The 12,760-nt window shown below is 58.7% G+C and carries 12 protein-coding genes; 4 read left to right on the top strand and 8 right to left on the bottom strand.

Translation table 11 applies throughout. From position 1 onward, the window contains the following. Nucleotides 1–66: 66 nt before the first annotated feature. Both FQV27_RS09465 and FQV27_RS09460 read left to right on the top strand, forming a co-directional pair. Entirely contained in the window at nt 67–1,131 is a 1,065-nt protein-coding gene (locus FQV27_RS09465) for a hypothetical protein (protein ID WP_147097746.1), read from the top strand. A 144-nt stretch (nt 1,132–1,275) separates the two neighbouring features. After that, nucleotides 1,276–2,976 carry an RNA-directed DNA polymerase gene (locus tag FQV27_RS09460; RefSeq protein ID WP_222611681.1) on the top strand — a complete coding sequence of 567 codons (1,701 nt, stop codon included), beginning with the start codon at nt 1,276–1,278 and terminating at the stop codon, nt 2,974–2,976. A 416-nt stretch (nt 2,977–3,392) separates the two neighbouring features. On the opposite strand, the gene FQV27_RS09455 is transcribed toward FQV27_RS09460, so the two are convergent. From FQV27_RS09455 to FQV27_RS09440, 4 genes are all read right to left on the bottom strand, one after another. Next, complete coding sequence (locus FQV27_RS09455; RefSeq protein ID WP_240542510.1) at nt 3,393–4,667, bottom strand: FAD-dependent oxidoreductase; 1,275 nt, start codon at nt 4,665–4,667, stop codon at nt 3,393–3,395. 25 nt (nt 4,668–4,692) lie between these two features. Continuing rightward, the gene (locus FQV27_RS09450; RefSeq protein WP_080620529.1) at nt 4,693–5,103 is read right to left on the bottom strand and encodes a MerR family transcriptional regulator; all 411 of its coding nucleotides are present in this window, start codon (nt 5,101–5,103) and stop codon (nt 4,693–4,695) included. 137 nt (nt 5,104–5,240) lie between these two features. After that, nucleotides 5,241–7,892 (bottom strand): heavy metal translocating P-type ATPase, encoded by a 2,652-nt coding sequence (locus FQV27_RS09445; protein ID WP_080620528.1) that lies wholly within the window; start codon nt 7,890–7,892, stop codon nt 5,241–5,243. Nucleotides 7,893–8,019: 127 nt separating this feature from the next. Beyond that, entirely contained in the window at nt 8,020–8,412 is a 393-nt protein-coding gene (locus FQV27_RS09440) for an ArsR/SmtB family transcription factor (RefSeq protein ID WP_080620527.1), read from the bottom strand. A gap of 342 nt (nt 8,413–8,754) precedes the next feature. Here FQV27_RS09440 and FQV27_RS09435 point away from each other — a divergent pair, with 342 nt between their 5' ends. Both FQV27_RS09435 and FQV27_RS09430 read left to right on the top strand, forming a co-directional pair. Continuing rightward, complete coding sequence (locus FQV27_RS09435) at nt 8,755–9,021, top strand: glutaredoxin family protein (protein WP_080620526.1); 267 nt, start codon at nt 8,755–8,757, stop codon at nt 9,019–9,021. Next, nucleotides 9,021–10,037 (top strand): 2Fe-2S iron-sulfur cluster-binding protein, encoded by a 1,017-nt coding sequence (locus FQV27_RS09430; protein ID WP_080622751.1) that lies wholly within the window; start codon nt 9,021–9,023, stop codon nt 10,035–10,037. The genes FQV27_RS09435 and FQV27_RS09430 overlap by 1 nt, the downstream gene beginning before the upstream one ends. A 72-nt stretch (nt 10,038–10,109) precedes the next feature. Here the strand turns inward: FQV27_RS09430 and FQV27_RS09425 are convergent, their stop codons facing one another. The 4 genes from FQV27_RS09425 to FQV27_RS09410 all read right to left on the bottom strand — a co-directional run bounded on the left by FQV27_RS09425 (nt 10,110) and on the right by FQV27_RS09410 (nt 12,709). Further along, nucleotides 10,110–11,561, bottom strand: a complete 1,452-nt coding sequence (locus FQV27_RS09425; protein ID WP_080620525.1) for a multicopper oxidase family protein — start codon at nt 11,559–11,561, stop codon at nt 10,110–10,112. Between the two features lie 36 nt (nt 11,562–11,597). Further along, entirely contained in the window at nt 11,598–11,987 is a 390-nt protein-coding gene (locus tag FQV27_RS09420) for a hypothetical protein (RefSeq protein WP_127898013.1), read from the bottom strand. A gap of 120 nt (nt 11,988–12,107) precedes the next feature. Continuing rightward, the gene (gene copM / locus FQV27_RS09415) at nt 12,108–12,500 is read right to left on the bottom strand and encodes a CopM family metallochaperone (protein ID WP_080620524.1); all 393 of its coding nucleotides are present in this window, start codon (nt 12,498–12,500) and stop codon (nt 12,108–12,110) included. 14 nt (nt 12,501–12,514) lie between these two features. Continuing rightward, nucleotides 12,515–12,709: a heavy-metal-associated domain-containing protein gene (locus FQV27_RS09410; protein WP_080620523.1), complete on the bottom strand. Its 195-nt coding sequence runs from the start codon at nt 12,707–12,709 to the stop codon at nt 12,515–12,517. Nucleotides 12,710–12,760 lie beyond the last annotated feature (51 nt).

The raw sequence follows: 12,760 nt of genomic DNA, 5'->3' as shown, positions 1-12,760 counted from the left end.
TGGTCATTTGTATTGGAAAATTAGTTATAAATAAATAGTTTGGACGTTGCTGTGTAGGGAGGGGGCATGCAGGATGAGATCTGGTTAGGTAAAGATGGCGTGCTAGCCGTCTTGCCGATCCATTTTAACTTACCGGCGCATGCCATACCTCTCGGTACGTTTGTGCGCACCGCCGAACAAGCGGAAACCATCATTGCCTCTTTGAACAGAGAGCTTTTCGATGGAAAGCTGAAATATGAGATTCTGGTTCTTCCGCCGCAGGAAGGCTCCTTCAAAAGCAGGATCGGCGTCTATTTGCTTGGCGGCTGGATCGCTGTTTGGACATTTACGGAAAGCGATATCGGTCAGGCCTTCATCCGTGGTCTGACATTACAGGAACCGGCACATTGGTCCGAGCAGGCAGGTTCGGCGATCAGGGAGCAGATCGTTTCTGATGAGGATGACGAGGCCATCGAGGAAGCGGACAAAGCGCCAGAAGATGACGAAGCGAAATGCCTTGCCGCCGCTGAATTCCTGGTCGAAACAACAAAATCCTTCCTTCAAACAGATGTCGCCGAACTGGAATCGGTTGGCTTAACCACGACGCGCTTTCGCGATGGATTCGCCGCACGGAACGAGTTCTACGAAGCTTGCGCCGCCACACCTGATATCCGCGCAGTCGGGTTCGAGGACGAGCCTGTTTTCCCAATCGACCGAAGCGACTTCGCGCGCCTACAGGTTGTTCTCCCGCCGGTGAAGGACGAAGACGATGAGCCGTGGCAGACGGCTATCGTTGACCTCAAGGTGACGTCCCCGAATTGGGAAAGGGAAGATCGTCAGCGTGCTTGGAAGGCGAAGGACGCCAAGGGCCGCGAGCGGCTGTTCCGGATTGAAGATGAACAGTTCTGGGGGCTGGTGAAAGCCGAACAGCTCAACATCCACATCATGGACACGATCAAGGTGCAGTGGGCTTTTCAGGGAAAGGCCAATTCACCCAAGAATATCAGGGTTCTGCGCGTTCTAGAGTTCAATGGCGATGCCTTGTCTGAGCCTTTAGACGATAATGCTCTGTCAGCGGTTTTGGGTGCATTTAGCGAAATCGACACAGATCAGGGGGACCTTTTCGCAGGCAGAGGGGGTGGCGATGAGTAGTGGACATCATTCAACAATAAAGACCATGGCCGTGCGATCCACCTCATGAGATCTCCTAGATTTGACATACGTGCGAAGAAGCTGCGAACGATATTTTCTCCACAGAACATCGAAAGGATTTGGAAAGAGAAAGTTAAAGTCTCAATGCGCGATCAGTTCATGTGCGATGGGATAGAGAATTTCGACTTTCATGTGTCACGCAAAGTAGAGAGCCAAAAACTTTCGCATTTGATATTATCGGGTGATTATGTACCGCAGAAGGCGCAACGGATCCTTGTCGAAAAAAGCAAAGGGCTTTGCAGGCAGCTCGTCATTCCCAGCATACGAGATGCCATCGTTTTGCAGTGTCTATCTGATGCTCTCTATTCTGAAATCAAAGGCAAGGCGCCTACGAGCAAGGCATTCTTTGAACCGAAGGATCACAAGTTCTCGTCACCACCGAGTGGTTACGGCACGTTCGCAGCTTGGTTAAATTTCCAGAAAGAGCTGTTCGAGTTTTCAAAGACGCGTAAGTTCGTCGTCGTAACAGACATCGCCAACTACTACGACAGTATTTCATACGTTCATCTCCGCAACGCCATTGCCTCGATCAGCGGCGTCGATGAATGCGTGATTGATATGCTGATATACGTCCTCGGTGATCTTCTTTGGCAGCCGGATTACACTCCTCGCATCGAGGTTGGGTTGCCCCAAATCAATCTTGATGCACCTCGCCTGTTAGCGCACTGCTTCCTCTACGAGCTAGATTCGTACCTTGCGAGCGATCCCGGACGAGACTTCGTGCGTTACATGGACGACATCGATATAGGTGTTGACACGATCGTCGATGCCAAACGGGCATTGAAGACCGTCGATCTGGTCCTTCAGACGAAGCAGGTTCGTTTGAACAGCGGCAAGACAGTCATTCTTACTCGGCCCGAGGCTATTCGACATTTCCGAATTTTCGAGAACGCGCGGCTAGATTCAGTTCAGGCAAGCGTCGATCACCGCGTGAGACACGGACTTCCGTTGGACCGGCAGCGAGCTCATGTTGAAGCCAGAATCAGGCAAGGACTTCGTAAAAAATCATTCGACGCAGGGAACGGCGAAAAGGTTCTGAAGCGATGGCTGGGGCTTGCGGCTAAAACCGGCGCTGTGGTGAAGCCTGAAGCTCTCGAAGATCTCGTCAAAAGAAGACCATCAGTTCGAGAGAATGTTTATTCGTTTATAAGAAGTCGCCCCCTCACTCCATCGATTGCGGGCATTCTAGCAAGAGCAAGTCAGTCAGGTCTTCTTGTTGATGACGCCGCGATGGTGGAGATGTCAAACTATCTTGTCGAAACATTTGTCAAAAATAAGCGATGTCACGCAATGCTTGAAGCTGTCATCGCGAGCAATGACCCACAAAGCTACTTTGGGCTCTATTCAAGGCTTTGGCTGCTGTCGAAATATGGGACGCCCGCGCAGATTCTCACAACTCTTCGAGACGCCCGAAACATTTGGTCACCGCATGAGCGGCTGGGTCGTCTGGCGGCTTCGTTCATGCCCTTGTTTCACGGTTCGCCTGAAGAGACGCCCCTTAAGCGTCTTCTCGGGGATACCTTAAATTCTGGTGTGCGCGACACATACAAATTCCATATGAAACTTGCGACCGATCTTCCAACATTTAAGGCAATGTTTGACGCGTTAAAGGCACCAAATCCATCCCGTGGAACCGGCATTACACACGCAAAATTTCTATGCCTCCTATCTGCACTGAAAAATCCTGCCGCACCGGTCGCTCAGATTACAACCTTAAGAGCTAATCACTCCCGAGCCTTTGAGGACGCTTACTACAAAGAGATAAGCAAGCGAGTCGGTGTCTAGACTAGCTCAAATGCAAAGAGAAAGCGGCGGCCACCTGCCGCCGTTGTCACGCTTACCTGATCTCGCCGAAGGCCGTTGGCGCAGCAAAGGCCACCGAAACCACCTGCGCGATAGTCAGGCCTGTGCGCAAGAAACATCTTTAATTTCAGAGAAGCTACTCCCTGTCAGCGAAGGCACATTTATAGGGCTATAGCGTAAACGTAGTTGTCATCTTCGCCCGGTGCGGCGCGCCATTCTCCCCTAATCGTTGATTGCTGGTTCTTCGAAACGGGCAGAGAATCTCCCGTGCTGCGGCGGATGGCGAGAATGTCAGCGGGAAATTCACCAGCGAACGATAATCCCTTTCTCGCAAGCTAGTCTCTACGGTGAAGGTGACATCGGCCAAGGTGCCTAGGTCAAGCACCTGCTCCATAGTTTTATCGGGGCGGAGCCGCAGACTTCCTGAGCGAACAGGACCAATCGACTAGCTGTGTGCGAACATGCTCGGGACGAAAGCCAAGTCCGATGAGGCGGCCGGTCAGCCGGGGCAACAGTGGCGACCGGGCAATCAGGCGCATGAAGAGAGGAGGCTTCGGACTTCGTGCGCTGTCTGCCTCACCCGCACGCTTTCGGCTGCGCATCATCAGTTGTAGTTTTTGGGTCGCTCTGGTTGGAAAGGCGCGTCGGCGCTGCACGGCCTCCAGCAAGCGCGTTTTCATTCGTCCTTCGCGCAAGGCTTCAGCCAGTAGGTTGGCCGTCGCTATAGCGTCCTGAATAGCGAGGTTCACACCAACGCCGCCAATCAGCGACATGGCGTGTGCGGCATCCCCGATAAACAACAGGCCGGGTTTCCACCACGTCTTCAGGCGGTCGATCCGAACGCTCAGCAGATGCACGTCATCCCAAGAGCGGATCTCCTTGAAGCGGTCCGCAGGCAAAGGTGCGACCTCAGCGATCCTTGCGCGAAGCGCACCAATTCCGCCGTCCTTCAGCGCGTCGACGGTCCCCTTGGTGATGACGTAGCCGCACTGCCAGTAGTCGCCTCGGTCGATCAGAACCAGCCCCTGTCGCGGGCCGGCATGGCTCATCGCTTGCTGGGGATCGCCGGCCTTTTTCGAGACCTTCATCCATAGAATATCTGTGGCCGTGCCAAAGCTCTGAAACTCAAGTCCCGCAGCCTTGCGGGTGGCGGAATTGCGTCCGTCGGCACCGATTACGAGATCGGCATCAAGAACCAGATTGCGGTCGCTCTGGCGAGCATTCACGCCGACAACTCGACCTGCTTCCCAACGGAGCGACGTTATCTCGGTCGACATCAGCAAGCGGAAGCGCGGAAATCCCGCTGCCTTCCGTGCCAGAAAATTCAGGAAATCCCATTGGGGCATGAACGCGATGAACTTGGCGCGCGTCGGCAGTTTGGAGAAGTCTGCGATCGTGACCTTGCGTCCTTCGATCTCAGCGTGGAGCTGATAGGCTTTCTGATGGGGAAGCGTGAGAAGTTCGTCGAGATAGCCAAGCTCGTGCATTGCTTCGAGTGTCGAAGGATGGATGGTATCTCCACGAAAATCGCGCAGGAAGTCCTGGTGCTTCTCGATGACCGTTACGTCGACCCCGGATCGGGCCAGAAGGAGTCCGAGCATCAGGCCGGCCGGTCCCGCCCCCACGACGACGCAGCTCTGGCTCCTTTCCAGATTGGAATAAAGGTATCTCAACTCCATACCTCCTGTCGTTTCGAGGCTAGTGGAGGGGCTTATCCGCATGATCTGTCGCCGTGCTGCAGCAATAGGGCGCGTCGTCCCCATCGCTCTCGCCTTCGGCGACCCGCTTGATCACCTTTTCAAGGTCTTCCAGTTGAGCGATCTTCTCCTCGACGGAAGCGAGCTGCTGTTTTGCGATACGGAGTGCCTCGGGCGAACGCGAGGCCGAGACGTCGGCTAGATGAAGCAGATCCCTGATCGCATCGATGTCAAACCCGAGATCCCGCGCCCGGCGAATGAACAGTAATCGTTTGACCGCATCATGATCGTAGCGTCTCTGATTGCCCTTGTTTCGCAAGCCCTCGGGCAAGAGACCGATCTGCTCGTAATAGCGGATCGTTGGAATCTTGACCCCCGTGATCTGGGAGAGTTTGCCGATGCCCAGGTCCATGGCTGTTGTCCTTTCTGAAGGGTGGTGCCAGTTCATGAATGGGTTTTCCGAGCGCGATGTTCGCCGTTGCTACGATTGGTTCCGGCCGGGCAAAGCCGCCCGTCAAGTTTGACGGACGGCTTCTTCGACGGGAGGGATCAGTAGCTCTCGGCTGGTATCAGGGGGCGTGAAGACGTGCCGTCGTCACGTTCGTCGTCGTTCGACTTCGCCCCCTTGAAGCGCAAGAGCCGGAGCGCATTCAGCGTCACGATCGCGGTGGCGCCGGTATCGGCGAGGACTGCGATCCAGAGGCCGGTGATCCCTAGGACGCTGGTAACGAGAAACAGGCCCTTCAGCGCCAAAGCGAAGACGACGTTCTGATGGATGTTGGCCATTGTCGCACGGGACAGCGCCACAAGATGGGCAACATCCGTCACTCGGCTCTTCAGCAGGGCGGCGTCCGCCGTCTCGATTGCCACGTCGGTTCCGCCGCCCATGGCGATCCCGACATCGGCGGTTGCGAGCGCAGGGGCATCGTTGATTCCATCACCGACCATAGCCACCTTGGTCGTTCGTTTCATCTCGTTCACGAGATCGAGCTTGTCCTGCGGCAGAAGCTCGGCGCTCCATTCGATACCAAGACCCTTGGCGATCGCCTGAGCGGTGCGCCGATTGTCGCCGGTCAGCATCACGGAACGAACGCCCATCGCTTTGAGCCGGGCAATCCCCTCGGGCGCGTCTCGCCGCGGTTCGTCGCGCAAGGCGATCAGGCCGATTGCTTCCCGCGTCCCCTCATCAAAGAGGACGGCAACGGTGTTGCCGCGATCTTCGAGCCCTTCGATTGCGCTCTGCTCGTGCTTACCGATCACTACCACGTTCGCGGCATGGCTCGGGGAGCCGACGGCAAGGCGGCGCCCGACGACCGTGGCATGGACTGCCTTCCCGGCCGTCGCAGAGGCGTCCTGCGCCGGAGGGACCGCTATGCCGGAAGCCTCTGCTCGGTTGATGATCGCCTTGGCAAGCGGATGGCTGGAACCCGTCTCGACCGCTGCCGCCAATGCGATGACGTCCTTCTCCTCGTTCTTGCCGAAGGCCACCGTTTCGGTGACGCGCGGCTTGCCCTCAGTAAGCGTCCCTGTCTTGTCGAAGGCGATAGCATTCACCTTGCCGATGGTTTCGAGGGCGTTGCCGCCCTTGATCAGCAGGCCGCGGCGGGTGCCGACGGCAAGGCCCGAGGCGATCGCCGCAGGCGTCGAGAGAACGAGCGCGCAGGGACATGCGATCAGCAAGAGCGCGAGGCCGCGATAGATCCAGGTGTCCCAATCGCCGCCCATCGCCAGTGGCGGCACGATGACGATCAGCGCAGCGATCAGCATCACGGCCGGGGTATAGTAGCGGCTGAAATTCTCGATGAAACGTGCGGTAGGAGCCTTGGCGGACTGAGCCTGCTCGACGAGCTGGATGATGCGCGAGATCGTGTTGTCGGCAGCGGCCTTTTCGACGCGAACCTTGAGAACGCCATCGACATTGATGGACCCAGCATAAATGCTCTCGCCCTTGGCTTTGGCGCGCGGGACCGATTCTCCGGTGATGGGCGATTCGTCGAGGCTGGAAGTGCCTTGGACGATCTGTCCGTCGGCCGGCACTCGGTCGCCGGGCCGCACAAGAACAAGGTCGTTCACGCGCAAGGAAGTCGCCGGGACGCTGCGCTGAGCGCCGCTGGGATCAAGCAGAATTGCGGTCTTTGGCACCAGCGACGCAAGGGCCTTTATGCCAGCGCGAGCGCGTCCGGCTGCAACGCTTTCAAGCAACTCGCCGACCGCGAACAGGAACACCACCGCAGCCGCCTCTTCGGCCTCGCCGATCACCAAGGCGCCGATCGCGGCCACGCTCATCAGTGTCTCAATCGAGAATGGCGACCCTGACGTCGCGAGAGCAAACGCCTTGCGGGCGAACGGCAGGACGCCTGCGACGACGGCGAGTGCAAAGATCCACTCTGCATAGAGGGGGATAAACTGGGCGATGAGGTAGGCCGAGCCCATCAGCAGACCGAGGCCGATGACGTGCTTGCCCTTGCGAGTCTGCCACCAGCGTTGATTGCGCATGGCTGGCGCGGGCGCAACGTCCACGGCGACGTCGGACGAAGACGAAAGTTCGCGTGTGTTGGATACCCCGAAGCCGAGGCTCTTGATGGTCCTTTCGATGTCGGCAACCTTGGTGCCCGAGCCGGGAACCAAGTTGAGTTCAAGCATTTCGGTCGTGAAGTTCACGCGAATGTCGGAAACATCGGGCATTCTTGCAAGTGCGACTTCGATCTTGCCGACGCAACTCGCGCAATCCATGCCCTCGACCCGCATCGAGACATTGGGCGGAGATGTCGGATCTGTGCGCGAGACCGGCGTTTGCGCGAGCTGACCATGATCGTGGCCACCGCAGTCGCTGTGATCATGATGATGCGCATGGTGGTGATCGTGCCCATGATCATGCTCACCGGAGCAGCCGCTGTGGTCATGCCCGCTGTGCGCTTCGGAATGCCGGGCGGGCGTCGATGGAATGACGGCGGGCGGTAGCTCGGTCACATCGAAGCCGAGCGCGCGGATCTTCCTGGCGATGTCGTTCGACGTCGTTGTGCTGGCCGTATCGCGGGAAAGCTGCAGCGTCTCGGTGGCAAAATTGACGGTAACGTCAGTGATGCCTCCCAGACGGTTCAGTGCAGTCTCGATCTTGCCGACGCAACTTGCGCAATCCATGCCCTCGACGCGAAAGCCCAAGCGCTCACCGCCGCTAGGTGCTGAAAGTCCCGTTGTCATTCCGATCTCCTTTCTCACCACGCGGTGGGCGCGTGCGCAGGCCCCGCATGGCCACGAAAGGAGTCAATACCACGATTGAACAACTATTCAAGCGTATGTTGATAGTATCGGCTTTCGCGGTTTCAGATCACTCCTCGGCGTGATCCTCGGAGATGTGCGTCGCCATGTCGTGGAGAACCTGACGGACATGCTCGTCGGCGATCTCGTAAAAGATCTGCTTGGCCTGGCGCTCGCCCTTGACGAGACGGGCACCGCGCAGCAGGCGCAGATGATGGCTGACCAGGGATAGGGACAGGTCGATTTTCTCCGCGATCTCGCCGACCGAAATCGGACCGGGCATGCAGCTCAGGAGGATTTTCAGCCGTGAAGGATCGCCGAGAAGCCGGAAGGTTTCCGCCAGGATCGTCACCTCGTTCTGCGAGAGCGAGGAATGGTCGAGGTGGCTGCGTGTCTCTGTTGCGCTCGGGGTTGCGGCCTCGGCCTGCTTTTCGACCCGTAGTTTCGGTTTACCGGCAGTCATCAGCGATTTTCACCTGTGTCTTGAGGCGGTTCACGCCCGTTTGATGGCAACGTGTCGGCCACGTCGATTTGTCTCGTCCAATCTACCGGAAGGCTGCGCGATCTCAATGCGCAACAGGCCCGATACTTCCCGATCAGCGAGTCGGAGCGATCGTAGCCGGCACCACGTCAGTCTTCATCTGCTGATGTCGTCCTGCGCTTCGGAAATTTCGACCCCGGAGCAAGAACAGCCTTGACTTTACAAGCGCTGGAAGCCGCACGCTGACGGCAATCCACTCTTCCGGGAGGCCGTTTGACGGTCTGCCGGAAGCCAATCCACGTCTAAAGCAAGAAGGGCAAGGACATGCCAGAAGCCAACACGCCACACATCCTCATCTATACGACGCCGACCTGCCCGGACTGCCATGCACTCAAGCGTTGGCTGGCCCAGCAGGGTCTCGCCTATGAGGAGCGTGACCTGACCGACCCCAAGATCGCCGAGGAGGCAAAGGCACGCACGGGTGTCAGGGTCGCTCCTATTACAATCGTAGGGTCGGAAGTTTTCTACGGAACCTTCCCAAGCCAGAAGCCGGGACTCGTCAAGGCTCTAGGTTTGACCGGGAGTGCATGATGACGACCAGGTTCGTTGATATTCGGCAGGCACGGGTCAGTCTGGAGGTCCAGGAGGGACAAACCATCCTCGACGCAGCACTTGCCGCAGGCATACCTTATCCCCACGGCTGCCGTTCCGGCCGCTGCGGCTCGTGCAAGTCACGTCTGATCGAGGGCGAGGTGGAACTGCTCCAGCATTCTCGCTTCGCCCTCAGCGAGGAAGAGAAGGCCGACGGCCTGATCCTGGCATGCCGCGCGGTGCCGCAGACCGATGCGGCTGTCGCCTGGCTTGGCAGCGATGACGATGATGCGGTTGAGGCTCCTCGACGGGTGGAGGCCATCGTGTCCGGCCTCGATGACCTTACCCACGACATCAAACTGGTGCGAATCTCGCCTGTGGATGGCTCCCCGTTGCTCTTCACGGCCGGACAGTATGCCCAGGTCGGATTCGATGGTGTGCCCGCGCGCAGCTACTCCATGGCCAATCGTCACGGCGACGACAGCCTCGAATTTCACATTCGCAAGGTTCCGGGCGGCGTCACCTCGCAGCACGTCCATGAGGCACTGAAGGCCGGTGACAAGCTGACGCTCGAATTTCCACTAGGCTCCTCCTATCTGCGCCAGCATCATTCCGGCCCGATCCTGTGCATCGCCGGCGGTTCCGGTCTGGCGCCGATCAAGTCGATCGTGGAAACAGCCCTTGCGCACGGCATGAAGCAGCCGATCCATGTCTACTTCGGCGCACGCGGCGCGCGTGATCTCTATCTCGTCGAGCATTTCGAGACCCTGGCGGACCGCCACAACAATCTCAGCTTTACGGCTGTCTTGTCCGATACACAGGTAGCCCCCCATCGGCACGGGTTCGTGACCGACGCGGTGGCCGAGGATCTCGCGGACTTCGACGGGTGGAAAGCCTATGTCGCAGGCCCGCCCCCGATGGTTGATGCGGCGATGGCAATGGCATTTGCGCGCGGGCTGCGACCCGAGGACATGCACGCCGACGTTTTCTTCACGCCCGAAGGGCAGGAAGGCTAGTCGCCTCGTTCAATGAAATCAGGCGAGAGCCTGCGCTGCGAGGAATCGCGGCGCAGGCTTTTTTCATTCATTTCAGGCGGATATGCTGAGCTCGGTCATCATGCCGGTCTGGAGATGCGGCATATGATGGCAGTGCAGCATCCAGCGCGCCGCCTCTCCGGCGTCGAGCGCGACGGTCACCATGGCCATCGGAGGAACATAAACGGTGTCGCGCCGTGCCCCATCGAAGCGCTTGCCGTTGATGTCCACGACCTGGAAGACATGGCCGTGCAGATGCATCGGATGCCCCATCATCGACATATTGTGAAACATGATCTCGACCCGCTCGCCCGTCTTTGCAAGGAGGGGCTTGTGATCTCCCCAGACCTTGCCGTCGATGGTCCAGACATAGGGCTGCATCGAGCCGCCCAGCATAACCATGTGGCTGCGCTGTGGCGCACGCGAGGGAAGGCCGTCCGAGGCGCGCAGCTTCAGCTCTTGCGACAGGTCGATGTCGAACGCAGGCGCATCCGCTTCGCCAAGCGCCGGGATCTTCTCAATGGTCGCGCCGGGCGTGGCGAGGATCAACCCCGTGCGCTCCTTCGACCCCTCGCGCGACGCAAGCACGGGCCACGCCCCTTCACCGGCAAGCTCCAGATCCAGATCGAGGCGTTGGCCCATGGCGATACCGAAACGACTGCCTTCGAGGCCCGCGATGGCATGGCCGTCGACTGCCACGAGTCTCGCAGACAGCCCACCCGTATCGATCCAGAAAACAGTGGCCGAGGCGCCGTTGATCACCCGCAGCTTTACCCGTCCGCCCTTCTCGACCATGATGATCTCCGGGTCGGACAAGGTGCGGTCGTTGGTCAGGTAGGCGTCCCAATTGTAGTCATTCAGATCCATGGCCATGCCCTGCATCGAGGACATATCCATCTGCATGCCTGAATGGTCCATCGAGGCGCCGGGGGCGGCGTGGCCTCCCATGGCGCTCATATCGTGGCCGCCGCCGTGCCCGCCGGTGATCTCCTGCATGACCTCTTCGGGCGCCTTGAACGAGAAGTCATGGAGAAACATCACGACTTCCTGGCGGTCGGCCGCCACGTCTTCGGCGCTGCGCACGATCAGCGGCGCGGCGAGCAGGTTCATCTCCTGGAGCGGGATGTGCGCGTGCATCCAGTATGTGCCGGGGAGCGGCTCGTAGTCATAGGAGCGCGTTTCGTCGGGTTGCAGCATCGGCTGTGGCAGATCCGGGACGCCATCCTGCTCGTTGGGCGGGATCTGGCCATGCCAATGGATGAGGGTCGGAACATCCAGGCGATTGGTAAGACTGGCGCGAAAGCGTTGGCCTGGATTGAGAACCAATCCCTGTCCACTCGGGCCTTCCAAGCCGAAGACTGTGGCGGCGCGTCCATTGACGTCCAGCACCCGTGTCGCGGCGCTGAGCGATATGGCGTTTTGCGCCATGGCAAAGCGCGGTAGAGCTGCTGTGGACAACGTGGCAGCGCTTGCGGCAAGAAAGCCGCGTCGTGAAATAAGTGTCATTTTCGGTCTCCTGGGAGAACTATGCTCCCTCTGAGTTCAGATCGGCGTGCGCTTATGCAGCCACTGGTTTTCAGCGAGACTGGGATTGGGAGGGCGTTCATTCCGTTCGGGGCTGAGACCGGCGAGGTTCGTCGTCTCCGGTAGTGCCCAACGCGCCGAGGTAGGCTGAATCGCATTTCCGGGCTGGTCAGACACGAACCAAGAGCCCATGCCAGAGCATACGAAGTAGCAGAAGCCATCGCTTCCGGAACAGATTCGATCTTCCTGACATGCCTCGGGAGAGGAGTATGCGGTGCGATGCGGCGCTTCGTGTTTTGAGGCGATCGTTTGGGAGACGGTGGCCATGCGGGCGCCGTGCGCCGGCACAGCCAACGCCACCGTGACGAAGGAGAAGATCATCAGCACTGCGATGAACAGACGACGCATCGGCGTCAAAACTCCTTGTCAGACAACATTCCGCGCATCCTTGGCTGGATGAATCTTATATGTCGCAACCGCCGCCGCGCATCATTGCTGACGCACCGCGGCGGTTCCTACATATCAAAATCACTGGCCGCGCGCGGCGAGCCATTCCCGCATCATAGCGATCTCACCTTCTTGGGCCGAGATCACCTCCTCGGCGAGTTTGCGGACCTCGGGGTCAGTGCCGTATTGCAGCACGATCCGCGCCATGTCGATCGCGCCCTGGTGGTGCGGGATCATGCCGCGCATGAAGTCGATGTCGGCGTCGCCGGTGAAGTCGACTGTCATGTCGGCGTGCATACGGTTATTGGCTTCGATGTAAGCCTGCGTGGATGGGTTGTCGGAGGCCGGCATCGAATGCCCCGGCATGTCGTGGCCTTGCATGGTGGTATCCGTGTTCAGTTGGCTTTGTGCGATGGCGAGGCCGGCGCTGATGGCGAGTGCGCCGCCAATGAAAATCGGGGTCAGCTTGTGCATGATCTTGCTCCTGTTCACTTCACGGTCGCCGGATAGCCAGCCTCTTCGAGAACCTGCCGAAGGGCTGCCGGGGTTGCGGTCGTCTCGACCTTGACCATCCGCTGGGCGGGGTTGGTATCGATCTTGGCGGTCGGATCGACCGACTGGATCGCCTTGGTGACGGACTTGGCGCAACCGCCGCAGGTCATGCCTTCGATCTTGAGTTCCATGAGCTTTCTCCTTTGGGTTCGGTTCTCATGGTCCTCAAGTTGGGGTTTCCA

It is taken from the genome of Paracoccus aurantiacus, assembly GCF_007993065.1.
Classification (GTDB): Bacteria; Pseudomonadota; Alphaproteobacteria; order Rhodobacterales; family Rhodobacteraceae; genus Paracoccus; species Paracoccus aurantiacus.
This window is presented reverse-complemented; position numbering and strand designations above follow the sequence as displayed.